26 protein-coding genes are annotated in these 22,000 nt (G+C 56.7%); 17 read left to right on the top strand and 9 right to left on the bottom strand.

The window, feature by feature from the left end; all coding sequences use genetic code 11:
• Nucleotides 1-13: 13 nt before the first annotated feature.
• A complete protein-coding gene (locus I9182_RS07010) occupies nt 14-370 on the bottom strand; it encodes a metalloregulator ArsR/SmtB family transcription factor (protein WP_209507497.1) in 357 nt (118 codons plus the stop codon).
• A gap of 52 nt (nt 371-422) precedes the next feature.
• Nucleotides 423-797, bottom strand: a complete 375-nt coding sequence (locus I9182_RS07005; RefSeq protein ID WP_209507498.1) for a hypothetical protein — start codon at nt 795-797, stop codon at nt 423-425.
• Between the two features lie 80 nt (nt 798-877).
• Here I9182_RS07005 and I9182_RS07000 point away from each other — a divergent pair, with 80 nt between their 5' ends.
• From I9182_RS07000 to I9182_RS06935, 14 genes are all read left to right on the top strand, one after another.
• Nucleotides 878-1,618: a cytochrome c biogenesis protein CcdA gene (locus I9182_RS07000; protein WP_209597527.1), complete on the top strand. Its 741-nt coding sequence runs from the start codon at nt 878-880 to the stop codon at nt 1,616-1,618.
• Between the two features lie 14 nt (nt 1,619-1,632).
• Nucleotides 1,633-2,211, top strand: a complete 579-nt coding sequence (locus I9182_RS06995) for a thioredoxin family protein (protein ID WP_209597525.1) — start codon at nt 1,633-1,635, stop codon at nt 2,209-2,211.
• A 131-nt stretch (nt 2,212-2,342) separates the two neighbouring features.
• The gene (gene soxX / locus I9182_RS06990) at nt 2,343-2,819 is read left to right on the top strand and encodes a sulfur oxidation c-type cytochrome SoxX (protein WP_209597523.1); all 477 of its coding nucleotides are present in this window, start codon (nt 2,343-2,345) and stop codon (nt 2,817-2,819) included.
• A gap of 46 nt (nt 2,820-2,865) precedes the next feature.
• Complete coding sequence (soxY, locus tag I9182_RS06985; RefSeq protein ID WP_209507502.1) at nt 2,866-3,282, top strand: thiosulfate oxidation carrier protein SoxY; 417 nt, start codon at nt 2,866-2,868, stop codon at nt 3,280-3,282.
• A gap of 34 nt (nt 3,283-3,316) precedes the next feature.
• The gene (soxZ, locus tag I9182_RS06980) at nt 3,317-3,646 is read left to right on the top strand and encodes a thiosulfate oxidation carrier complex protein SoxZ (protein WP_209507503.1); all 330 of its coding nucleotides are present in this window, start codon (nt 3,317-3,319) and stop codon (nt 3,644-3,646) included.
• Between the two features lie 70 nt (nt 3,647-3,716).
• Nucleotides 3,717-4,562: a sulfur oxidation c-type cytochrome SoxA gene (gene soxA, locus I9182_RS06975; RefSeq protein WP_209597521.1), complete on the top strand. Its 846-nt coding sequence runs from the start codon at nt 3,717-3,719 to the stop codon at nt 4,560-4,562.
• An 87-nt stretch (nt 4,563-4,649) separates the two neighbouring features.
• Nucleotides 4,650-6,347: a thiosulfohydrolase SoxB gene (soxB, locus tag I9182_RS06970; RefSeq protein WP_209597519.1), complete on the top strand. Its 1,698-nt coding sequence runs from the start codon at nt 4,650-4,652 to the stop codon at nt 6,345-6,347.
• 65 nt (nt 6,348-6,412) lie between these two features.
• Nucleotides 6,413-7,684, top strand: coding sequence for a sulfite dehydrogenase (gene soxC / locus I9182_RS06965; RefSeq protein WP_209597517.1), 1,272 nt, complete (start codon nt 6,413-6,415; stop codon nt 7,682-7,684).
• Entirely contained in the window at nt 7,668-8,708 is a 1,041-nt protein-coding gene (locus I9182_RS06960) for a c-type cytochrome (RefSeq protein ID WP_209507507.1), read from the top strand. Before soxC ends, I9182_RS06960 begins: the two co-directional genes overlap by 17 nt.
• A 2-nt stretch (nt 8,709-8,710) precedes the next feature.
• Nucleotides 8,711-9,418 carry a c-type cytochrome gene (locus tag I9182_RS06955; RefSeq protein ID WP_209507508.1) on the top strand — a complete coding sequence of 236 codons (708 nt, stop codon included), beginning with the start codon at nt 8,711-8,713 and terminating at the stop codon, nt 9,416-9,418.
• Between the two features lie 24 nt (nt 9,419-9,442).
• The gene (locus tag I9182_RS06950; RefSeq protein WP_209597515.1) at nt 9,443-10,705 is read left to right on the top strand and encodes an NAD(P)/FAD-dependent oxidoreductase; all 1,263 of its coding nucleotides are present in this window, start codon (nt 9,443-9,445) and stop codon (nt 10,703-10,705) included.
• Nucleotides 10,706-10,785: 80 nt separating this feature from the next.
• Entirely contained in the window at nt 10,786-11,220 is a 435-nt protein-coding gene (locus I9182_RS06945) for a DUF302 domain-containing protein (protein ID WP_209597513.1), read from the top strand.
• Between the two features lies 1 nt (nt 11,221).
• Complete coding sequence (gene hemA, locus I9182_RS06940) at nt 11,222-12,445, top strand: 5-aminolevulinate synthase (protein ID WP_209597511.1); 1,224 nt, start codon at nt 11,222-11,224, stop codon at nt 12,443-12,445.
• A gap of 52 nt (nt 12,446-12,497) precedes the next feature.
• Nucleotides 12,498-13,556, top strand: coding sequence for a YeeE/YedE family protein (locus tag I9182_RS06935; RefSeq protein WP_209597510.1), 1,059 nt, complete (start codon nt 12,498-12,500; stop codon nt 13,554-13,556).
• Nucleotide 13,557: 1 nt separating this feature from the next.
• Here I9182_RS06935 and I9182_RS06930 read toward each other — a convergent pair whose 3' ends face one another.
• Both I9182_RS06930 and I9182_RS06925 read right to left on the bottom strand, forming a co-directional pair.
• Entirely contained in the window at nt 13,558-14,502 is a 945-nt protein-coding gene (locus tag I9182_RS06930; protein ID WP_209597508.1) for an MBL fold metallo-hydrolase, read from the bottom strand.
• Nucleotides 14,499-15,428, bottom strand: a complete 930-nt coding sequence (locus tag I9182_RS06925) for an MBL fold metallo-hydrolase (protein ID WP_209597506.1) — start codon at nt 15,426-15,428, stop codon at nt 14,499-14,501. The genes I9182_RS06930 and I9182_RS06925 overlap by 4 nt, the downstream gene beginning before the upstream one ends.
• A 41-nt stretch (nt 15,429-15,469) precedes the next feature.
• Between I9182_RS06925 and I9182_RS06920 the strand changes: the two genes are divergently transcribed.
• Nucleotides 15,470-15,661 carry a hypothetical protein gene (locus I9182_RS06920; RefSeq protein WP_209597503.1) on the top strand — a complete coding sequence of 64 codons (192 nt, stop codon included), beginning with the start codon at nt 15,470-15,472 and terminating at the stop codon, nt 15,659-15,661.
• A 67-nt stretch (nt 15,662-15,728) separates the two neighbouring features.
• Here I9182_RS06920 and I9182_RS06915 read toward each other — a convergent pair whose 3' ends face one another.
• Nucleotides 15,729-16,574 carry a LysR family transcriptional regulator gene (locus tag I9182_RS06915; RefSeq protein WP_209597501.1) on the bottom strand — a complete coding sequence of 282 codons (846 nt, stop codon included), beginning with the start codon at nt 16,572-16,574 and terminating at the stop codon, nt 15,729-15,731.
• 86 nt (nt 16,575-16,660) lie between these two features.
• Between I9182_RS06915 and I9182_RS06910 the strand changes: the two genes are divergently transcribed.
• Both I9182_RS06910 and I9182_RS06905 read left to right on the top strand, forming a co-directional pair.
• Nucleotides 16,661-17,128 carry a cytochrome c gene (locus I9182_RS06910; RefSeq protein WP_209597499.1) on the top strand — a complete coding sequence of 156 codons (468 nt, stop codon included), beginning with the start codon at nt 16,661-16,663 and terminating at the stop codon, nt 17,126-17,128.
• A gap of 14 nt (nt 17,129-17,142) precedes the next feature.
• Nucleotides 17,143-18,030, top strand: a complete 888-nt coding sequence (locus tag I9182_RS06905) for a cytochrome c (RefSeq protein ID WP_209597497.1) — start codon at nt 17,143-17,145, stop codon at nt 18,028-18,030.
• Between the two features lie 58 nt (nt 18,031-18,088).
• Here the strand turns inward: I9182_RS06905 and nagA are convergent, their stop codons facing one another.
• From nagA to I9182_RS06885, 4 genes are read right to left on the bottom strand one after another with little or no spacing between them, the layout of a single operon-like run.
• Nucleotides 18,089-19,222, bottom strand: coding sequence for an N-acetylglucosamine-6-phosphate deacetylase (nagA, locus tag I9182_RS06900; protein WP_209597495.1), 1,134 nt, complete (start codon nt 19,220-19,222; stop codon nt 18,089-18,091).
• Entirely contained in the window at nt 19,219-20,247 is a 1,029-nt protein-coding gene (locus I9182_RS06895; protein ID WP_209597493.1) for an SIS domain-containing protein, read from the bottom strand. The genes nagA and I9182_RS06895 overlap by 4 nt, the downstream gene beginning before the upstream one ends.
• A gap of 29 nt (nt 20,248-20,276) precedes the next feature.
• Nucleotides 20,277-21,032 (bottom strand): GntR family transcriptional regulator, encoded by a 756-nt coding sequence (locus I9182_RS06890; RefSeq protein ID WP_209597491.1) that lies wholly within the window; start codon nt 21,030-21,032, stop codon nt 20,277-20,279.
• The gene (locus I9182_RS06885) at nt 21,029-21,907 is read right to left on the bottom strand and encodes a BadF/BadG/BcrA/BcrD ATPase family protein (RefSeq protein ID WP_209597489.1); all 879 of its coding nucleotides are present in this window, start codon (nt 21,905-21,907) and stop codon (nt 21,029-21,031) included. The genes I9182_RS06890 and I9182_RS06885 overlap by 4 nt, the downstream gene beginning before the upstream one ends.
• Nucleotides 21,908-22,000: the final 93 nt, after the last annotated feature.

Below are 22,000 nucleotides of genomic sequence, written 5' to 3'. Positions count from 1 at the left end.
TTCTTTCGGGCTTCTACTTGTCCCGACAGAAAAGATTGTAGACGACTTCCAGGATCTGAGTCGACCGGTCGTCCGCCAATCTGTAATAGATCGTTTTGCCTTCGCGCCGTGTCTTGACCAGCCCTTCAAAGCGCAAGCGGGACAATTGTTGGGAAACGGCAGCCTGCCTGGCCGACAGCATTTCCTCCATCTGCGTGACGGATTTTTCTCCAGATGACAAATAGCACAGAATCATCAGCCGCCCCTCATGGCTGATCGCCTTGAGGAAATTGGACGCCGTCTGGGCGTTATCCATCATCCTGTCCAAGTCCTCGTTGCACATGTCCTTGGTGAACACGGGCAGTTTCGACGGTTTGTCCAACAAGATCATCTCGCTTTCGTGGCTTCACGTATTCAAAACAGTATATGTAAATCCCGAGGATTTAACCAGAGCTCTCGATCTTAACTCCGGCGTCGCGTAGTAAAACACCCAATAGCCCCCAGAAAAAGTCTTCGCCAGGATAACCTTCGATCCGGCCGATTTCTTGACCGTCCTCCAGCAATACAAAGGTCGGCGTATAGAAAAGGGGCCGATCCAGGGTAATCCCTTCGGGCGTGGTTGCGTGGATATCCGTTCGTTGCAATGGGGCAGCTTTACCTTCGGCTGTCAGCGGGTAGATCCCGGATATTTCGGCGTCCCAGCGGGCGCACCACATGCACCCGTCTTCTTCGGCCATCAGCAATACCATTTCGGCCCGCGACGCAGCAGGCCAGGCCAGCAGTGTGACTACGAATAATGTCTGCAACACGTGGCGCATCAAAAGCTCCGATTGACCTGGGTGACACATCTTTACTATTTTGAATGTGTGAATAGTAACCTGTCAGGACGGATTTGACCATGCTCGACATCACGGTTGCAGGGGCTCTGATCGCGGGGCTTTTGTCTTTCCTGTCCCCCTGCATTCTGCCCATTGTCCCGTTCTACCTCAGCTATCTGGCGGGCGTAGGGATGGAGCAGATTTCGGCCGGTTCGACGATCACCCCGGATGTTCGCCGCCGGGCGACCCTGTCAGCGATAGCTTTTGCCGCCGGGATCATCACGGTCTTCATGGCGCTTGGGGCCACGGCGTCGATCTTCGGTCAGCTGGTTCGTGCGTATTTCGACATTCTGCGATGGATCGCTGCGCTCATCATCATCGCGATGGGCCTGCATTTTCTGGGTCTTTTCCGTATCGGCTTCCTGTATCGGCAGTTTCGCGCAGACATCGGTGAGACGAGAAATGTAAGCGTGATCGGGGCATATGTTCTGGGGCTGGCTTTTGCCTTTGGCTGGACGCCTTGCGTCGGGCCGGTTTTGGCGGCGATCCTGTTCACGGCGGCTGGAACCGAGACCGCCTGGCGCGGTGCCGTGCTTTTGTTCGTCTATGGGGTTGGCATGACAGCGCCGTTTGTTCTGGCAGCCTTTCTGGTTCGGCCCTTCATGCAATGGATGGCACGTTTCCGGAAACATCTGGGAATGATTGAAAAGGCGATGGGTGTCTTGCTGATTCTTTTTGGCATCCTGATCGCGACCAATTCCATAAATCTAATCGCACAATGGATGCTGGATCACATGCCTTGGCTGGCGGCCATTGGCTAATTCGGGAGAACACCATGAAACGGATAGTATTGTTCTTGATTGCAGGGCTGTTTGCTGGGGCGGTTTACGCAGCTGAACTGGGGGATGACGGTCTGCATAAAACGCCGTGGATGCGAGACACGTTCAAAGACCTTCGTGAAGACCTTGAAGAAGCGAGGGGGGAAGGCAAGCGGCTGGTTCTGTTCATTGAACAACAGGGCTGCATCTACTGCAAAAAGATGCATGAAGAGGTTTTCCCGCAACCCGACCTGTCTGCGTATATCGAGGAGAACTTCTTTGTCGTTCAGTTGGACCTACACGGAAGCACCTTGGCCATCGATTTTGACGGAGAAGAAGCCGAGCAAAGATCACTGATGCGCAAATGGGGGATTCTGTTCACCCCTACATTGGTTTTCTTACCGGAGGACGTGTCAGAGGATGCCACAGCAATCGAAGCGGCCGTTGCGGTCATGCCCGGGGCGTTCTCGAAGGGAACGACCCTCGATCTTTTTACCTGGGTCAATGAAAAACGGTACGAGCTTGATAACGGGGAAGATTTTCAACGGTATCACGCGCGCCGCATTCAAGAGAGAAACAATGTTTCGCAAGATTGACGTGTTGCAATATAAATAAAAAAATTCATTAAGATGAATTTAATGTTGCGATGAACCCTGCCCGTCGACTACGGTACACAGAGGCTTTGGGTCGCAAAGCGCCATCGGCGCGGTAGCAAATGGGAGGGATCATGAAGCTGAGACACTTGACTTTGGCTTGTATCATAACAGGCAGTGCCGCCATCGCGGCAGAAACAGGGCCAAAAGACGTACGGTTCGACGATTATGGTGCGATCGAGGCTTCATTGACCGGCGTCGCCGGCGATGCGGCAAACGGTGCGGTCATCGTGGGCGAGAAATCCAAGGGCAACTGTGTGGCCTGTCATCAGGTCACGGCTTTGGCGGATATTCCGTTCCATGGCGAAGTCGGTCCGCTGTTGGATGGGGCCGGGGATCGGTGGTCCGAGGCGGAGCTTCGAGGACTGGTCGCAAATGCCAAGATGACGTTTGACGGAACGGTCATGCCGGCTTTCTACAAGGATGACGGCTATATCCGCCCGGGCGACGCCTATACGGGCAAAGCCCCATCAGGGCCTTTGACGTCAATCCTGACTGCACAGGAAATTGAGGACGTCGTCGCGTTCCTCGCAACCCTTAAAGAACAATAATCACGCTTTCAGGCGTGAATTCGTGAGGATCCAAAGGAGATTGAAAATGGAATTTTCTCGTCGCGAGACTCTGGCTCTTGGTCTGGGCGCTGCGGTCCTGACCCTGATGCCGTTCCGCGCAAATGCGGCTGCGGAAGACGCGATAGCCGCGTTTACTGGCGGTGCAGACATGGCCGACGGCGGTGTGACGCTGACGGCGCCGGAAATTGCCGAGAACGGAAATACCGTTCCGATCGAAGTCAGCGCGCCGGGTGCGGCAGCAATTCTGATCGTAGCGGCTGGAAACCCCGAGCCCGGCGTGGCCACGTTCAACTTTGGCCCGCTGGCTGCTGCGCAGGCGGCTTCGACCCGCATTCGTCTTGCAGGAACGCAAGATGTCATTGCTGTGGCCAAAATGGCTGATGGTAGCTTTGCCAAGGCCTCGGCAACCGTAAAAGTGACAATTGGCGGCTGCGGCGGCTGATTGCCACGCGCCCTGAAGAACAGGAGAACAACCAATGGCATCCGGTGTAAAACCCCGCGTCAAGGTTCCAAAAACAGCCGCTGCTGGCGAAGCAATCACGATCAAAACGCTGATCAGCCACAATATGGAAAGTGGCCAGCGTAAGGATAAGGAAGGCAACGTCATACCGCGTTCGATCATCAATCGGTTCACCTGCGAGTTTAACGGAGAACTGGTGATAGACGTGACGATGGAGCCGGCGATTTCGACAAACCCGTATTTTCAGTTCGATGCAACCGTGCCTGAAGCCGGGGAATTCGTTTTCACCTGGTATGACGATGACGGGTCCGTTTACGACACAAAAAAACCGATCGAGATCGCCTGACGGCTCGACCGTAACGGCAGATCAGCGCCGGTGGTTAAAACCTGCGCTGATCACCCAAGGGAGGAACGCAATGAATAAAAAAGCACTCACGGCGATCGCGGCAGTTCTGGCTTTCCCGGTTTCAGTGGCAGCTGGACCTGACGAAGACAAGCTGGTGATCAACGAAGAACTGGAAATGGTTTCGGTGACCGAGGCCCCGGCCCATGTCGAGAACTTCGATAGGATCTACTCGGGGTGGCATTTCAGGACCGATGAAACGCAGGCGTTGCAGATCGACGATTTCGACAACCCGGCTATGATCTTTGTCGACCAGGCCGCTGATCTTTATGAGGCTGTCGATGGCGCCGCTGGCAAAAGTTGCTCTTCGTGCCACGATGATGTGGAAAGCTTCAAAGGGCTGCAAGCGTCCATGCCGAAGGTCGATGCGGAAACCGGCAAGCTGGTTGTGATGGAAGATCTGATCAACAAGTGCCGTACGGAACGCATGGAAGCAGATGCGTGGAAATGGTCTGGTGCCGATATGCAGGGCATGGTCGCGCTGATTGCCTTTCAGTCACGAGGGCTGCCCATGAATGTCGCCATTGACGGCGATGCTGCCCCATATTGGGAGCAAGGCAAGGAAATGTACTACACCCGATATGGTCAGCTGGAGTTGAGCTGCGCCAACTGTCACGAAGACAATTGGGGCAACATGATCCGGGCCGACCATCTGAGCCAGGGGATGATCAACGGTTTCCCGACTTATCGTCTGAAGCAGGCCAAGCTGATCTCGCGTCACAACCGCTTCCGCGGCTGTATTCGTGATACACGCGCTGAAACCTTTGCCGAAGGTTCCGACGAATTCCGGGCACTGGAGCTTTATGTAGCATCGCGCGGCAACGGCCTTTCGGTCGAAACGCCGGCCGTGCGTCAGTAACAAAGAACCCGCGCCAGGATTTCCGGGCGCGGGTTTTTCATTTCTGCCACATTCACACATTTATATGTGAAATAGGAAAGCCAACAGATGATATCGCGACGTGATTTTCTACAGGTCTCCATGGCGGCCTCAGCGCTGTACGGGGCATCCGGTTTCGGGAACTGGGCAAGGCTGGCGGCCCAGCAAAGCCTGACCCAGGACCAGTTGCTGGAATTTGAGACCTTCGGAAATATCAGCCTGATTCATATCACGGATATCCACGCGCAGCTCAAACCGATTTACTTCCGCGAGCCCGAGGTCAACCTGGGCATCGGAGACGCGCGCGGGCAAATGCCGCATGTGACGGGGGCCGCATTTCGCAAGGCTTACGGGATCGAAGATGGCAGCCCGTCCGCCTATGCGCTGACTTACAATGACTTTGCTGCATTGGCGAAGACCTATGGCCGCGTCGGAGGGCTTGACCGGGTCTCGACCGTTATCAACGCCATCCGTGCCGACCGGCCAGATGCGTTGTTGCTGGATGGGGGCGACACCTGGCATGGCTCGTATACCTGCTATCAGACAGCGGGTCAGGACATGGTCAACGTGATGAATGCACTCAAGCCCGATGCGATGACATTCCATTGGGAGTTCACGTTGGGCAGCGAGCGGGTCAACGAGATCGTTGAGGGTTTGCCTTTTGCGGCGCTGGGTCAGAATATCTTTGACGCGGAATGGGATGAACCTGCGGAGCTTTTCAAGCCCTACAAGTTCTTCGAACGCGGCGGGGCCAAGGTTGCCGTCATCGGACAGGCTTTCCCCTATATGCCAATTGCCAACCCCAGTTGGATGTTCCCGGAGTACTCGTTCGGGATCCGGGATGAGAACATGCAGGCCATGGTGGACGAGGTGCGCGACGCAGGTGCCGATGTGGTCGTCGTCCTCAGCCATAACGGCTTTGACGTGGACAAAAAAATGGCGAGCCGTGTTCAAGGGATTGACGTAATCCTGAGCGGTCACACCCATGACGCTTTGCCTGAACCGGTTCTGGTCGAAAAGACGCATATCATCGCGTCCGGCTCGAACGGCAAATTCGTCAGCCGCGTTGATCTGGACGTGCGGGATGGCCAGATGATGGGGCTGAAGCACAAGCTGATCCCGATCTTTTCAGACGTCATCGCACCTGATCCGGCACTCACGGCCCTGATCAACGAACAGCGTGCACCATATGATGCGGCACTAAGCGAAGTGATCGGCAAGACGGACTCGCTGCTTTATCGGCGCGGAAACTTCAATGGCACGTGGGACGATCTGATCTGCGATGCACTGATCAGCGAGCGCGAGGCAGACATTGCCATGTCGCCGGGTGTGCGCTGGGGTCCGTCGATCCTGCCCGGTCAGGAGATCACGCGTGAGGATATCTGGAACGTCACTTCGATGTCCTATCCGAATGCGTATCGTACGGAAATGACGGGTGAATTCATTCACGTGATCCTCGAGGATGTTGGCGACAACCTGTTCAACCCCGATCCCTATTACCAGCAGGGTGGCGACATGGTGCGTGTCGGCGGCCTTGGGTACCGTATCGATGTTACCAAACCGCAAGGGCAGCGGATCAGCGACATGACCCTGCTCAAGACGGGTGAGGCGATTGATCCGGAGAAATCCTATGTTGTGGCCGGTTGGGCCAGCGTCAACGAGGGCACCGAAGGCCCGCCCATCTGGGATGTCGTCGAAAACCACATTCGTAATCAGGGCACCGTCACCGTCGAGCCGAATACATCGGTCGAGGTGATCGGAGCCTGACAGCGCGAACCGAATGTCAAACATTGAATACAAGATTTGCTGATCGAATGACGGAGGCAAACAAAATGAGCGAGAATCCAAGGGCAAAAGCCCCATCGCGTCGCCAGTTTCTAAGCGGTGCTGCCGCGGTTGGCGTAGGTGCGGTCGGTGCCTCAGCGGCGCGCGCCGCAGGCCCTGACCCGCTGATCACTCAGGTTCAGGAATGGGCACAGGCAACGGGCGAAGGTGTAGATGCAACCCCCTACGGCCTGCCAATCCAATTCGAGAGTGATGTCGTACGGCGCAACGTCGAGTGGTTGACCGCAGACACAATCAGTTCGATCAATTTCACGCCGATCCACGCGCTGGACGGCACGATCACCCCGCAGGGATGCGCATTCGAGCGGCACCATTCGGGTGCGATCGAACTGAGCAAGGCGGACTACCGTCTGATGATCAACGGTCTGGTCGAAACTCCGCTGATTTTCACATATGAAGATCTGGAACGTTTCCCGCGCGAGAACCGTATCTATTTCTGCGAATGCGCTGCCAATACGGGTATGGAATGGGCCGGTGCGCAGCTCAACGGCGCGCAGTTCACGCACGGAATGATCCACAACATGGAATATTCCGGTGTTCCGCTGCGCACTCTGCTGGAAGAGGCCGGGGTAAAGCCCGAAGGCAAATGGGTTTACGTAGAAGGCGCCGATGCTTCCTCGAATGGTCGCTCGATCCCAGTGGAAAAGGCAATGGATGACGTACTTGTTGCGTTCAAGGCCAATGGTGAGGCTTTGCGCAAGGAGCACGGATATCCCGTTCGTCTTGTCGTTCCCGGCTGGGAAGGCAACATGTGGGTCAAGTGGTTGCGCCGGGTCGAGGTCACCGAGATGGCTATCGAAAGCCGCGAAGAGACATCCAAGTATACGGATACTCTCGAAGACGGAACATCACGCAAGTGGACATGGGTCATGGACGCCAAATCGGTCGTCACATCGCCCAGCCCGCAAGCGCCGATAACCCATGGCCCCGGGCCGTTGGTGATCACCGGGTTGGCCTGGTCCGGGCGGGGCTCGATTACCGGCGTCGACGTGTCGGTGGATGGTGGCAAGAACTGGGTTCCGGCCCGTCTGGCGGCGCCCGGAACAGACAAGGCGCTGACCCGGTTTTATCTGGACCATAACTGGGACGGTTCAGAGATGCTGTTGCAGGCCCGCGCCAAGGATTCGACCGGTTACGTCCAACCCAGCAAAGCTCAGCTGCGGGATGTGCGAGGCGAGAACTCGATCTACCACAACAATTGTATCCAGACCTGGTGGATCAAGGAAAATGGAGAGGCGGAAAATGTCGAAGTATCGTAAGCTATTGGCCGCCTCGGCCCTTGGGTTGTGCGTAGCGGTTCCGGCCCATGCAGACAAGCTAGGGCTTGGGCGCCCTGCGTTGCCCGAAGAAATCGCGGCATGGAACCATGACATTGCACCTGACGGAACCGGATTGCCCGAAGGTTCCGGCGACGTGTTCACCGGCGAAGAGGTCTTTGCCGAACGGTGCGCGATCTGTCATGGCGATTTTGCTGAAGGTGTGGACAACTGGCCGAAACTGGCGGGCGGCGAGGGCACGCTTGCAGATAAGGACCCGCTGAAAACAGTGGGCTCCTACTGGCCGCACCTTTCGACGGTATGGGACTATGTGAACCGTTCGATGCCGTTTGGAGACGCACAATCGCTGGAGCCTGACGACGTTTACGCGATTGTCGCCTATATCCTGTATTCCAATGACATCGTTGATGATGAGTTCACGCTGTCGCACGAAAATTTCCTTGAAGTGGAAATGCCGAATGCCGGGGGTTTCATCGTGGATGACCGCGAAACAGCCGAGGCGCATTTCTGGACGGATGAGCCATGCATGACGGATTGCAAAGAAGGCGTGGAAATCACCATGCGCGCCGCCGTTCTGGATGTAACACCTGACGAAGCCGGGGCTGACAGCGCGGAGCCGGCATCTGTTTCAGAGGAAGCATCCGTCGAGGTCGAAGAAACCGCTGAAGACACAGCGGCACTTGATCCCGAAATGATCGAAAATGGCGAAAAAGTTTTCAAGAAGTGCAAGTCATGCCATCAGGTCGGCGAAGGGGCCAAGCATCGCACGGGTCCGGCATTGAACGGCGTTGTCGGCGCCAATGCGGCCGCCGTCGAAGGCTTTAAGTACTCCAAGGCCATGAAAGCTGCCGCCGAGGATGGCTTGATCTGGACGGATGAAGAGATGGCCGCGTTTCTGGCTAAGCCTAAAGCCTACATGAAGGGGACACGTATGTCCTTTGCCGGGCTCAAGAAACAGGATGATATCGACGCGGTCATCGTTTACCTGAAATCTTTCGGCAGCTGATCATGCGGTGGCGGGGGGCAACAGGTGTCATATTTGCTGCGAGTATTCTGGCAACAGCTGCTGCCGCGACCGAGGATTTGGGCGATGCAGCAGCTGGCAAGCTTGTGTTTGCCCAGTGCGAAGGATGTCATCAGGTCGGCGCGGGCGCTGAAAACAGGATCGGTCCGCACCTGAATGGTGTATTTGGCCGCCGGGCTGCCGGGCTTGAGGAGTTCAACTATTCCAAAAGCCTGATCCGTGCGGGTACTTCGGGGCTGGAATGGCACGCCGATACATTGTCGGCTTACATTGAAAACCCCCGCGCCTTCGCATCCGGCACCAGAATGAGCTTTCGCGGGCTCGAGAACGCGGAAGACCGGGCCAATGTAATTGCCTACTTGCGTGTGTTTTCCGACAACCCGCAAGACATCCCCGAAGCCGACCCAACCGCAAAGGGAACGGACCATTCCGTCAATCCCGAAATCCTCGCGATACAAGGTGATCCCGAATATGGCGAATACCTGAGCAGCGAATGCACGACGTGCCACCAGATAGAGGGTGGCGATGATGGGATTCCTTCGATCGTTTACTGGCCCGACCAGGATTTTGTTGTCGCCATGCACGCCTACAAGGACAAGCAGCGGCCCCATCCCGTCATGCAAATGATCGCGGGCCGCCTGAGCAACGATGAGATCGCGGCACTGGCCGCTTATTTCAACAATCCACAGTGACAATGCCTAAGGGGAGGAAACGCGATGACACTCAACAGACGGACATTTCTGGGAACCGCAGGGGTACTTGCCGCCGGGCTGTCGGCCCCGATGGTACTGGCGCAGGGCAAGCCCCGTGTCGTGGTGGTCGGGGGCGGGGCAGGCGGCGCAACCGCGGCCCGCTATATCTCCAAAGACAGCAAGGGTGAGATTGACGTCACCCTGATCGAGCCGTCCAGAACATATTACACCTGTTTTTTCTCGAATCTGTATCTGGGCGGGTTTCAAGAGCTTTCGGACATTGCGCACAGCTATGGCACGCTTGCTGCAAAATACGGTATCAACGTTGTTCACGATTGGGCCGTGGGCGTCGACCGCGACGCCAAAACTGTCTCATTGGCGGGTGGCGGATCCATTCCTTATGACAAATTGATCCTGAGCCCGGGTATCGACTTTGTCGACGGCGCGGTCGAGGGGTGGGATGTAACTGTACAAAACAAGATGCCGCATGCGTATAAGGCGGGCTCTCAAACCGAGCTGTTGAAGGCGCAGGTTCTGGCGATGCCCGAAGGCGGAACCTTTGCGATGGTCGCACCGCCGAACCCGTTCCGTTGCCCGCCCGGACCTTATGAGCGGGTTTCGATGGTTGCGCATGTGCTGAAGGCGAACAATCCGACAGCGAAAATCATCATTGCTGATCCGAAAGCCAAATTCTCCAAGATGTCTTTGTTCCAGGAGGGGTGGGCCGACCACTACGAAGGCATGATCGACTGGATCGGAGAGGATTTCGGCGGCGGCAATGTCTCGGTCAATCCGGATGCCATGACAGTGACCATCGACGGTGAAGAAACCAAGGTCGACGTCTGCAACGTGATCCCGGCCATGAAGGCCGGGCGTATTGCGGAAATGGCCGGTGTAACCGATGGCAACTGGGCACCGGTGAACGCGGCGGACATGTCATCGAAAGCTGATCCTGACATCTATGTTCTTGGTGATGCCAGCCAGCAAGGCGACATGCCGAAATCCGGTTTTTCGGCCAACAGCCAGGCGAAAGTCTGTGCCAACGCCGTTCGTGGCGCATTGACCGGATCAAAGATCTTCCCGGCCAAGTTCTCGAACACGTGCTGGTCGCTCATTGATACGGATGACGGGGTCAAGGTCGGTGCGACTTATGAGGCGACGCCTGAAAAGATTGCCAAGGTGGATGGGTTTATCAGCCAGACCGGCGAAGATTCCGACCTGAGAAAAGCAACCTACCAAGAGTCGCTGGGTTGGTATGCTGGTATCACATCGGACATGTTCGGCTAAAAAACGCCGAGGCTTTGACACCGGTCAAAGCCTTGGCGATAAAATCCGAAGAAATGTGGTTCAGTAGGAGGAACATCATCATGAAGCACTTTATCGCATCAGCCGCATTTTCAGTTGTATTGGCAAACCCGGCTTTTGCTGAGGAGGTCATTGCGGTTCCCTTTGACGGTAGCTTTGATGATGCAACCTTTGCCGTTGAATCAGCAATTGTTGGGCAGGGGCTGGTTATCGATTATGTGAGCCATGTTGGCGACATGCTGAACCGGACGGGGGCGGATGTCGGCAGCGACAAGCAGATTTTCACAGCCGCTGAAATATTTATCTTCTGTTCCGCAAAGCTCTCGCGCGAGATGATGGAGGCCGACCCGATGAATATCGGCTATTGCCCCTACGGGATCTTTGTGGCCGAGGACGAAGGCGGTGTCAAAGTGGGTTACCGAAGCTATCCTGACGGACCGATGGAGAAAGTCGAAGCCCTGTTGGCCGGTATCGTCGAAGAAGCCGTTGGAAACTGAAATGAACTACCAAGAGTATTTTCGTGACCAGCTGAGGCAATTGCAGGACGAAGGAAACTACCGGGTCTTCGCTGAGCTTGAGCGCCATTGCGGCGCCTTTCCAACTGCACACAACCATGCAGAAAACGGACCTGAGAAAGTTACGGTCTGGTGCTCGAACGATTATCTGGGAATGGGTCAGCATCCAAAGGTTCTGGCAGCCATGCACCGGGCGATTGATGGCTGTGGCGCAGGGGCTGGCGGGACCCGGAATATTTCGGGGACCACCCATGAACATGTTCTGCTTGAGCACGAGCTTGCAGATCTGCATGGCAAGGAAGCAGCGCTGCTTTTTACGTCCGGGTATGTTTCAAATTGGGCTGCATTGGGAACTCTGGCCTCGCGAATTCCCGGTATCACGGTTCTGTCCGACGAATTGAACCACGCATCGATGATCGAGGGTATCCGCCACAGTCGTTGCGCAAAGCGGGTCTGGAAGCATAACGATTTGAAGGACCTTGAACGACATCTCATGGACCTGCCGTTCAACGCGCCAAAACTGATCGCGTCTGAAAGTGTGTATTCGATGGATGGCGATATCGCTCCCATCAAGGAAATCTGCGATCTGGCGGATCGGTACGGCGCGATGACCTATCTGGACGAGGTTCATGCAGTAGGGCTTTACGGCCCGCGCGGTGGCGGCATTGCCGAACGCGAAGGGTTGATGGATCGCTTGACAGTCATCGAAGGCACGTTGGGCAAAGCGTTCGGCGTGGTTGGTGGATACATCGCGGCGTCAAAGGAACTTGTCGACTTTGTTCGTTCCTTTGCCAGCGGGTTTATCTTTACCACCGCGTTGCCCCCGGCCGTCGCCGCCGGCGCCGCAGCATCCGTTCGGCACCTCAAGCAAAGCAATGCGGAACGGTGTCTGCATCAGCAACGCGTAAGCGAGGTTCGAGGCAGGCTGGACGCTTTAGGCATTCCGCACACGTCCAACCCAAGCCATATTATCCCGGTCATGGTCGGTGACCCGGTCAAGTGCCGCTTCATCTCGGATGTTCTGATGCGCGACTATGGGATTTATATCCAGCCGATAAACTATCCCACTGTCCCGAAAGGCACCGAACGTCTTCGGATCACACCGTCGCCTGTACATTCGTCAGAAGATGTGACCCGGTTGGTCGAGGCATTGGGTGCGTTGTGGACACAGTGTCAGCTTGCGCGCAAGCCAATGGCTGCACAGTGAGAACTTGACGAAAGGCAAAGACGGGCACGTAAAAAGGTGAGAGTTTTTGTCTATGGAACGCCTCATCGATCTGCTGGGAGATTCGGGCACATTGGCCGTTGCCGGTTTGCTTGTTGGCATCCTGTTCGGAGTTACCGCTCAGAAATCTCATTTCTGCTTGCGGGCATCCACTGTTGAAGTCGCCGAGGGCGAGCTTGGGCCCCGTCTGGCCGTCTGGCTGATCGCATTCACGTCGGCACTGACCTTGGTTCAGGGGTTCGTTTCGATTGAATGGCTGGATTTGTCCGGGGCGCGTTCGATTGCGTCAACAGGCAGCCTGAGCGGTGCGGTGATCGGTGGTCTGATGTTTGGCGTCGGAATGATTTTGGCGCGCGGATGCGCGTCGCGCCTGTTGGTGTTGGCCTCATGCGGCAATCTGCGTGCAATGGTGACGGGGTTGGTTCTGACGTTGGTCGCGCAAGCGGCTTACACAGGTGTGCTCAGCCCCGCGCGCGAGGCGCTGTCCGGTCTTTGGACGATCACAGGTGGCAATGCGCGCGACCTTTCGGCACTGCTTGGGTTTTCGCCTATTGTATACACAGTATTTGCCGCAGGGACATTTGTTCTGGCCGTTGCCTTTGCAATGCGCCAGCAGGTGACAATGACAAGGATTGTCACGGCAGCCGGAGTTGGTTTCGCCGTGGCGCTTGGCTGGTTGATGACATTTGCGATTGCGCAAGCCTCCTTCGAAGTCGTGCCGGTGTCTTCGGTCACGTTCACCGGCCCGGCAACGGATACATTGATGGCGCTGGTGGCCGAACGGAACGTTGCGCTGTCCTTTGGCATTGGTCTGGTTCCGGGCGTTGCAATTGGCGCCGCTGTTTCTGCCGTTCTTTCCGGCGAGTGGAAGATCGAACAGTTCGGCCCGGATACTCCGATGGAGCGTTACCTTGTCGGGGCGGTCTTGATGGGCTTTGGTGCAATGTTGGCAGGTGGCTGCGCCGTTGGTGCCGGATTGTCCGGGGGATCGGCCTTGTCGCTGACTGCGTGGCTTGCCGTCTTCTCGATGTGGGTCGGGGCCGTGGCCACCCATCGGATGATGATGCGAATGCCCGTTCTTCGGCGGTCCTGACTTATTCGAATTCCATCTGTTCGTAGACCCGACCGGCGTTTTTTGTAGCCAGTTCTTCGAACGTGTCCAAATGGGCGTAAGGGGATTGGTCGACGTAATAGGCCTCGGCCAGATCGCCGCCAGCATCCATATGTTCCTGTATCTTCGCGCGCAGGTAGATCAGATAGTCGCGTGTATACCGGCGCACCTGATCCATGTTCGTAGGATGACCGTGCCCGGGGATCACATATGTGGCTTCCAGTGCTTCGAACTCATTGTCCCAGGTCTCAAGCCAATCTGCGGTGTAGGTGTCCTGAAAGATCGGCAGCATACGTTCGTGAAATGCCATGTCACCGGCAATGACAAGGCTTTGATTGGGCAGCCAGATCGAAATGTCGCCGGGGCTGTGCGCAGGTCCAAGATGTTTGGCCTCGATGCGAAAATCGCCGAGTTCGACAACGTATTCATCGTCAAACGTTTCTGTCGGACTGGACAGAAACGTTCCTTCTGCCTTGTCCTTGTTATATTCCTGCATCCCTTCAAGGATTTGCGGCCCATATTCTTCGAATTCAGCCGCCGCATCTGAATGAGCGACGATGGGCACCCCAAGTTCCGACCAGTAGGCGTTCCCCAGCATGGCGTGCCCCTGACCGTTTTCGTTGAAGACAAGCTTCACGGGCTGATCCGTGAGCGCTTGAATCTCCTTATGAAGCGCTTCGGCAAGCACATAGGCCGCGCCACCGTTGATGACGACAACGCCCTCCCCGGTCACGATAAAGCTGAGGTTGTTGTTGTGGCCCGAATTCTCATAGGTCGGGGGTGCGGTTGCACCGATGGCGGAAAAGACGCCGGGAATAAATTCGACAGGTTTCGAGTAAAGAACGCTCTGCGGGTACTGGTCTGCAATATCCTCACTGGCCCAGGTTTGCGTGGCCAGGGTACAGGCAATCAACAAAGCGCGCATCATGCAGGCTCTCCAATAAATCGATAGGTCGAACCGGCCTTTTCGACACGGCCAATTCCGCCATTTGGCAAATGGAATCCAATAATCTTCATTTGGGCATGAGAAATCTGATCCAGCAGCGATTTCCGGGCACTTGCCGCGGCGTCAGGGTCCTGATCCGTACCGCTGCGCCAGTCTGGACGCTCGAACGCGACGTGTGGATTGCCGAGCGCATCGCCGACGACCATCACCGCGTCACTGCCTTTGCGAATTTCGAAGGCCATATGTCCGGGCGTGTGCCCGAAACTAGCGCGTGCTGCGATACCGGGAAGGATTTCCTGCCCATCATCAAAGAACGCAACCATGTCTTCGATGGCTTCCATGCGCCGCTTTGCGCCCACCGCGAATGCCGTGCGGTCGGCTCCTATCGTGTCAACGGTTGCGGGGTTCCACCAATAGTCCCATTCCTTGCGGCCAAGATGATATCTGGCATTGGGAAAGAGGTGATCTCCGAAGTCGTCCAGCACACCCCAGATGTGATCCGGATGAGCATGGGTGAATATCACCTGCGTGACCTCATCCGGATATAACCCGACGGCGTCCAGAGTTTCCGGAAGTTTGCCAGCGGTTTGCATGAAATCCGGCCCGGCCCCAACGTCGAACAGTACGGTATTCTGGTCATCGCGGTAGAGCACAATGTTGCACTCGGGCTCGTATCTGGTCAGATCTGTTTGATGGCGGTTCAGAAGTTCTGTTAGCTCTGCCTCGGGCATTGCCCCAAAGACCATTTCGGGCGGCAATGACAAGTAGCCATCCGACAAAGTTGAAATCCTTGCCGATTGACCAAGTGTCATTTCCGCAATCGCAAAGCTGGGTCGCAGGCAGAGTGCCGCCAGACATGCGCCTTGGGACAGGAAGGTGCGCCGGGAGAAATTTGGGTCTCTGCTCATACATAATCATTAAGATGAATGTTTATATTTGTAAATGATGAATGGCGCGGTCGGCACATTCTATCTGGGGCTTTTCACCACCTGCGTTGGAACGTTCGCAGCGAGGTGTCGCATATCTGGCCCATCCCAAAGTACCTTCGACACGTCTTGGCGAAACAGATCCGGAAAGAACTACCTGGAGCGGCGGTGAAAACCTGACCATCGCGGCGCAGGACGTCCAGTTGCAGGTATAGGGCAACCGCCACGACTTGCCGGAGATTTCAACGCAAAGCGACCTACCAAGACGCTAAAATTGTGACGTCATCCAGCCAGTGCGTGCGGCAGGTGTTCAAGCAAAGCCCGTTGCACGACCGCAAACCTTGGCGTGTGTGCGATTTCCTCAAGTGTCGCGACCCAAAGCGGAACCTCGATCCCGGGATCAATGTCGTTCAACCTGTGAAGCCGGGGATCAGCGTCGCCAATAAATGCAGGTAAGAAAGCTCTCCCCACACCGGATGCTACCATCTGCTGAAGCACCAGAAAACTGTCTGCTCCGTTTGTCATGTCATCGGTGCGAACATGTTCAGCCAACCATTTGGCCGGCAGTGAACGGCTGAGGGCCCCATCAAGCCGCATCCATTTTTGGTTATGGGTACCGTCACTATAAACCCCGAAGCGCAACGTTCCTGCGCGCTCTCCGGTCAACCCTTCACCTAGTTGAACCGAAGGGCGGACAACGATATCCGCAGTTAACCTGGTCAGATCATGGTGGCTGTTACCGCTGAGGATCGTCAGTTCGAGGCTGGGATAGAGGGCGGAAATTGAGTTTAGTATCTGTGGCAGGACAAACTGGCAAAGGCTGTCCGTGGACGCAATACGCACATGACCCGTAGGCGAACGATTTGCGCCCACAACGGCGCGTTCGACCGAAAGCACGGCCTCTTCAACGCTTTCCATTGCGGACAGAATTGTTCTGGCTTCGGGAAGAACCGAATACCCTGACGGGTCTTTCCGAAACACAACACAGCCATATCGGTGTTCGAAGGCGGCAACTCTGCGCAGGACGGTTGCATGTGCAACGCCCAGGGCTGTCGCCGCCGCATTCAACGAGCCATGTTTGCTGACGGCTAGGGCATATCGAATATCGTCCCAATTGTCGTTGTTCATAAATGAACAAGTGAGGCCGAATAACAAACAATTACAAGAAAAATCGTTCAAGCTATCATATGGCACATTAAACAGGGAGCCACACCATGATGAAGAAGTCTTCGATCTTTGCGGCAGGTCTTTTGTCCTTGGCCGTAGTTGGAACTGCAATTGCTCAGGATAGCGAAAACCCGGCTGTAAAAGCGCGGACTTCGATTATGCAGCTTTACGCTTTCAACCTTGGAACGCTGGGCGCCATGGCCAAGGGAGAGGCAGAATATGATGCCGAAGCGGCTACACGGGCCGCAAATAATATTGTTGTCGTGTCGCAGATCGACCAGTCTGCGATGTGGCCAGCCGGATCGGATAATGTGTCAGACCCGTCTACCCGTGCCTTGCCTGCAATTTGGGAAAACTTCGCAGATGTTGGGGCCAAAGGGCAGGCACTGGCCGACGCCGCTGTTGCGATGCAGGCTGCGGCAGGTCAGGATGTTGAAGCCCTGAAAGGGGCGATGGGTCAGCTTGGCGGAACCTGCTCTGCCTGTCACAAAGCTTACAGAGCACCGGAAAATTAAAGGAGAATTGATCAGTGCGGCGCATTCTACTTTTCGCCGTTCTGGTCATGCTTATGGTCGGGTTGGCCGGTTTGCTGTTGACCCGACCGCAAAGGGTTGATCCAGCCCGGTTGGCGGGTCTGACCCCCGACGTGACCAGAGGGGCGTCTGTCTTCTATTCAGCAGGATGCGCCTCATGCCACTCGGCCCCGGGTGCCAGCGAGGAAGGAAAGCTTATTCTTTCCGGCGGGCGGCGGTTCGAAACGGATTTTGGTACGTTTGTAGCTCCAAACATCTCCAGTGATCCAGACGCCGGAATTGGATCATGGTCCGCGCTGGATCTGGCCAATGCCCTGAAACACGGAACAGGCCCCAAGGGACAGCATTATTACCCGGCCTTCCCCTATACGTCTTATGCCAAGATGACGGTCGAGGATGTTGCAGCGCTTCATGCGTTTTTGAACACCCTGCCTGCGTCTGACGCGGCAAATATCCCGCATGACATTGGGTTCCCTTTCAATATCCGGCGCGGGCTGGGGTTGTGGAAACTTCTGTTTTCAGGCTCGGGCTGGGTGGTTGAAGGTGATCTGACCGACCAGCAAATCCGAGGCCGGTATTTGGTGGAAGCTTTGGGGCACTGCGCAGAATGCCATACACCACGAAACGGACTGGGAGGGTTGAAGCGGGGTCTCTGGCTGACCGGAGCGCCAAATCCGAATGGAAAGGGGCGCATCCCCGGTTTGACCACCGCCCAGCTTGACTGGTCCGAGGCTGACATCGCTGAATATCTGATATCCGGTTTCACACCGGATTATGACAGCGCTGGTGGCGAAATGGTCGAAGTCATCGAGAACACCTCGAAACTAAGCGATGAAGACCGATTGGCCATTGCTGCTTACCTGAAATCCGTTCCCGTTCAGTGAATTGACTAATGGTTGCAGAAACTCAGGATTTTGTCAGCGCAGGTCTTATGACGCTGGTTCAAACCAGCACGTCTACGTTGCTCAGATCTCCGGCAATGCGGATCAGCGGGCATTGTTTTCTTTTGGTTAACCGCCCCGCGTCGGATAATCCCATTACTTCGGCGGGTATTCGAGTTGCAGCTGCCAATGCGTCTTCCAGCGGTACTTCGGCTTGCGTGGTCAGGACACGCAGCGCTGTGGTCAAATCCAGATCAGCCCCTGCCAAAGTACCATTGGCCAGTGTCAAACGCCCGTCTTTGCGGGAAATGCGGCGGCCTTCCAGTTCGAACATGCGCTGGTCCGTGCCAGCCGGCGCCATCGCATCGCTGACCAGAAATATCCGGCCTGGGCCCCGCTTGGCGGCCCAGGCTGTGCGCATGGCTTCAGGGTGAACGTGAATACCGTCGGCGATTAGCCCGGCGTTTAATCGACCCGCGGCCAGAACCGCCCCGACAAGCCCGGGAGATCGATTGCCCAGTTGACTCATGGCGTTGAACAGATGCGTGGCACAGGACGCACCGGCCTCGGCATAAGACAGGCAGGTATCATAATCCGCATCACTGTGGCCCAGCGAAACAACGGCACCTGCTGAGACCAGCGCTTTCACCTGCGCAATTGACACGTTTTCTGGCGCAACCGTCAGCATCAATGCGGGTAGCGCTTGTGCTGCCGCGACAAGCGTTGTCAGGTCCTCGTCATCCATGGGGCGGATCAGGGCTGCATCATGGGCACCTTTCCGAGCCACCGAAAGGTGCGGCCCTTCCAGATGCAGGCCAGCGATCCCCGCAATACCCGCAGCTACCGCCGCCTTGGCCGCTTCGATGGCGGCGCGGGTCTTGGCTGCGGTATCCGTGATCAGGGTGGGAAGGATCGAGGTTGCCCCAAGCGTCCGGTGCGCCTTGGCGATGCGTGCCAGTGTATCGACAGACGGGGCGGCGTTGAACATCACTCCGCCACCGCCATTCACTTGCAGGTCAACATAGCCGGGGGCCAGAATATCGCCTTGCAGATCGACAAGCTTGCCAGCGCTTGTCTTCACGTCAACGCCAATATCGGTGATGCGGCCAGCCTCCAGCCGCAGCGCGGCACCGTCATGCAAACTGGTGCCGTCATAAACAAGCCCGCCGTGGTAGATGGTCGCCTGGCCGCTCATACCGTTTCCGTCACTTTCCGCAGGTGACGTGGCGCATCCGGGTTGATCCCGCGCTGTACTGCGACCTGCTCGACCATTGAATAAAAGGACACGATAGCTGCCACCGGGTCCGTTAGCCAATGATCCGTGCGGACATGAGGCAGCACCTCGGCCTTTGTGACCAATGGGCTGGTGGCAAATACCTGTGCCCCTTTGGCCGCGAGCGTGTCGGCAACCTCGGCCAACAGCGGCTCTGCCGGATCATTGGCGGCAAAGGCAATAACCGGAAATCCGCCTTCCACGATCGAGACCGGGCCGTGCAGCACCTCGGCCGAGGAATAGCTTTCGGCATGGATCTGGCAGGTTTCCTTGAATTTCAGCGCGGCCTCGTTCGAGATCGCTACGCTTGGTCCGCGACCGAGCGTATAAAGCGAGCTTTGGGTGACGGCAGCCGCCGCTCTGCCCCAGTCACTCCGAGTCGCGGCATCAAGGTGCCTGGGCAGGCCACGTAGCGCAGCCAGAAGATCTTTGTCGTCTTTCAGTTCCGCCAGCAGCCAAAGCCCGGCAACCAGCGAGGTCACGAAGGTTTTTGTCGCCGCTACACTAAGCTCGGGGCCTGCGTGCAGCGGCAAAGCCGCCTCAGCCGCCAGTGCAAGGGGGGACGACGGATCATTAGTGATTGCCACGGTGCTGGCCCCGGCCTTTCGGGCACTTTTCGTAAGCTGCACGATATCCGGGCTTTTTCCTGATTGTGAAACAGAAAGGCAAAGCGCCCCGGCCACATGCAGGTCAGCGCCATACACTGACGCGACCGATGGGCCGACGGATGCCATAGGCAAGCCAAGAAGCAATTCGCTTGCGTATTTCAGAAAAGTGCAGGCGTGGTCGGAAGAGCCGCGCGCCGCCGAAATCATGAACTTCAGCCCTCCGTTCCGGGCGACGTCCGCGGCTGTGCTCAGGGCATCTCCGCCATTGCTAAGCAATCGCTCGACGGCAACAGGAATCTCTTCGATTTCCTGACGCATCAGGGTCGTTTTCGGGGTCATCGGGGCAGCCTTTCCATCGGAATCGCAGATCATGGAGTGAGTCGCAGCTCAGCCACAAAGTCATAGGCATCGCCGCGATAGTTGGATTTTGTGAACTCGGCGACACGCCCGCCTTCCAGATGGGAAATCCGCTGGATGCTCAGCCCTGCCGCGCCTTCCGCGACGCCAAGCAGAGCGGCATCTTCAGCCTCAAGATTGACGGCGGAAATCTTCTGGATGGCGCGAACAGGTCGGCAGCCGCTTTCTTCCAGTAGATCATAGAGTGAGTCGCGCACGGCAAGCGGATTTGGCAGAATGTCCAATGGCAACGAGGCACGTTCGACTGCCATGGGGCGTCCACCAGCCTCTCGCAGGCGGCAAATGCGCGCCACCTGTCCGTCAGCGGGCAACCCGAGCACCGCCGTTTCCTCGGGTGATGGCAGAAAAACGCCCCGTTCCAACCACTTGGAGGTTGATTCCATGCCGCGCAGGCGCATGTCCTCGCTGAACGAGGTCAGATGCGAAAGCGATTGTTCCAGTTTCGGTGCGGCGTTCCGTACGAAAGATCCGGAACCCTGCCGCTGCACGATTGCGCCCTGTTTCACCAGTTCCTGAATGGCCTTGCGCACGGTGACCCTGGACAGGCCGGTAATCTCGGCGATCTCGCGCTCGGGCGGTAATGAGGAATTCGGGGGCAGGACACCAGCGTCGATGCCTTCCTCCAGTCGCTGACGCAGCCGGACATAACGCGGCCCGCCGCTGTTTTCGAGCCAGTCGTCAGAAGCCAGAAAAGATGCTGCGTTCATGCCGAATGCTCCACTTGAAAAGCCCGGGCCAAGGCGATGGCCCCGTCGATAGGCGCACCTTTGGGCTCTGTTACTGCGCCACGCGCACGATCCGGCAGATACGCCTCGTAATGGGGGCCAATACCCCCGGTCAGGCATAATGGCATGGTCGGGGTCCAGCCCATTGCTTCCAGTGCCCGCAAAAGATGCGCGGCGCCTTCGCGCATAAGCGAAACCGCCCGTTCATCCCCTGACCTCGCCGCCGCTGTCACCTGTCGCGCAATTTGGCCGAATTCATGAGGTTGGGCCGCAGCCGCGAAAGCGACAATGCCGCTTGTACTGCCAAATTCGTTCAGCAAGGCCTCGGTCAGGTTGGAAATTGAGACCAGCCCGTCCCATGCATCCAGCGTAACGGAAAGCGCTCTGCGCCCAATCCACTGAGCAGAAGCCTCATCCCCCAGCACAGAGCCCCAGCCACCTGCAAAGCGTCGGCCGGCTTGCGATTGCAGGGCCAGAAACGAACCCGTCCCGCAATGGGCGATTGCACCATCGGTTGCCTGATGCGCACCCGCCAGCGCAGGGTGACGATCATCCTCGACCAGTATCCTGTCCAACGGCAAATCCGCGGCTACTCGCTGGGCGATCTGCTCTCCGGTAACACCGGCCAGTCCAAAATACGCCGGTACCGGTCTCAGGGTGTCGGGCTGAACATTGAGCTTGGTTGCAAGCATCTTCAGGCCGTCTTTCAGCCGCACAATCGCGCCGTCATAATCGCTGGCGACGTTGGCGGGGCCAACCTCGACCACCAGCCGCTGCCCCCCATCGTCATAGGCGATCCGACAGGTTGTTCCGCCGCCGTCTGCTGCGATGATTGGATTGTTTTTCGACCTAAGCATGATGATACCTATATAATGCCTATGCTGAAATGTAAATGCCAAAGTAAATCCAATAAGGGCAGAAAGATCGAAATTACATTGAAAAATAAGGCC

It is taken from the genome of Ruegeria sp. HKCCSP351 (assembly GCF_017872535.1).
GTDB lineage: Bacteria > Pseudomonadota > Alphaproteobacteria > Rhodobacterales > Rhodobacteraceae > Ruegeria.
Note: the sequence above shows the minus strand (reverse complement) of the source record. Positions and strands in the feature narration are given on the sequence as shown.

Bases quoted from the DNA above. Each gene is read 5' to 3' on its own strand.
- I9182_RS07010 (WP_209507497.1), bottom strand. From the start codon at position 370: ATGATCTTGTTGGACAAACCGTCGAAACTGCCCGTGTTCACCAAGGAC.
- I9182_RS07005 (WP_209507498.1), bottom strand. From the start codon at position 797: ATGCGCCACGTGTTGCAGACATTATTCGTAGTCACACTGCTGGCCTGG.
- I9182_RS07000 (WP_209597527.1), top strand. From the start codon at position 878: ATGCTCGACATCACGGTTGCAGGGGCTCTGATCGCGGGGCTTTTGTCT.
- I9182_RS06995 (WP_209597525.1), top strand. From the start codon at position 1,633: ATGAAACGGATAGTATTGTTCTTGATTGCAGGGCTGTTTGCTGGGGCG.
- soxX (WP_209597523.1), top strand. From the start codon at position 2,343: ATGAAGCTGAGACACTTGACTTTGGCTTGTATCATAACAGGCAGTGCC.
- soxY (WP_209507502.1), top strand. From the start codon at position 2,866: ATGGAATTTTCTCGTCGCGAGACTCTGGCTCTTGGTCTGGGCGCTGCG.
- soxZ (WP_209507503.1), top strand. From the start codon at position 3,317: ATGGCATCCGGTGTAAAACCCCGCGTCAAGGTTCCAAAAACAGCCGCT.
- soxA (WP_209597521.1), top strand. From the start codon at position 3,717: ATGAATAAAAAAGCACTCACGGCGATCGCGGCAGTTCTGGCTTTCCCG.
- soxB (WP_209597519.1), top strand. From the start codon at position 4,650: ATGATATCGCGACGTGATTTTCTACAGGTCTCCATGGCGGCCTCAGCG.
- soxC (WP_209597517.1), top strand. From the start codon at position 6,413: ATGAGCGAGAATCCAAGGGCAAAAGCCCCATCGCGTCGCCAGTTTCTA.
- I9182_RS06960 (WP_209507507.1), top strand. From the start codon at position 7,668: ATGTCGAAGTATCGTAAGCTATTGGCCGCCTCGGCCCTTGGGTTGTGC.
- I9182_RS06955 (WP_209507508.1), top strand. From the start codon at position 8,711: ATGCGGTGGCGGGGGGCAACAGGTGTCATATTTGCTGCGAGTATTCTG.
- I9182_RS06950 (WP_209597515.1), top strand. From the start codon at position 9,443: ATGACACTCAACAGACGGACATTTCTGGGAACCGCAGGGGTACTTGCC.
- I9182_RS06945 (WP_209597513.1), top strand. From the start codon at position 10,786: ATGAAGCACTTTATCGCATCAGCCGCATTTTCAGTTGTATTGGCAAAC.
- hemA (WP_209597511.1), top strand. From the start codon at position 11,222: ATGAACTACCAAGAGTATTTTCGTGACCAGCTGAGGCAATTGCAGGAC.
- I9182_RS06935 (WP_209597510.1), top strand. From the start codon at position 12,498: ATGGAACGCCTCATCGATCTGCTGGGAGATTCGGGCACATTGGCCGTT.
- I9182_RS06930 (WP_209597508.1), bottom strand. From the start codon at position 14,502: ATGATGCGCGCTTTGTTGATTGCCTGTACCCTGGCCACGCAAACCTGG.
- I9182_RS06925 (WP_209597506.1), bottom strand. From the start codon at position 15,428: ATGAGCAGAGACCCAAATTTCTCCCGGCGCACCTTCCTGTCCCAAGGC.
- I9182_RS06920 (WP_209597503.1), top strand. From the start codon at position 15,470: ATGGCGCGGTCGGCACATTCTATCTGGGGCTTTTCACCACCTGCGTTG.
- I9182_RS06915 (WP_209597501.1), bottom strand. From the start codon at position 16,574: ATGAACAACGACAATTGGGACGATATTCGATATGCCCTAGCCGTCAGC.
- I9182_RS06910 (WP_209597499.1), top strand. From the start codon at position 16,661: ATGATGAAGAAGTCTTCGATCTTTGCGGCAGGTCTTTTGTCCTTGGCC.
- nagA (WP_209597495.1), bottom strand. From the start codon at position 19,222: ATGAGCGGCCAGGCGACCATCTACCACGGCGGGCTTGTTTATGACGGC.
- I9182_RS06895 (WP_209597493.1), bottom strand. From the start codon at position 20,247: ATGACCCCGAAAACGACCCTGATGCGTCAGGAAATCGAAGAGATTCCT.
- I9182_RS06890 (WP_209597491.1), bottom strand. From the start codon at position 21,032: ATGAACGCAGCATCTTTTCTGGCTTCTGACGACTGGCTCGAAAACAGC.
- I9182_RS06885 (WP_209597489.1), bottom strand. From the start codon at position 21,907: ATGCTTAGGTCGAAAAACAATCCAATCATCGCAGCAGACGGCGGCGGA.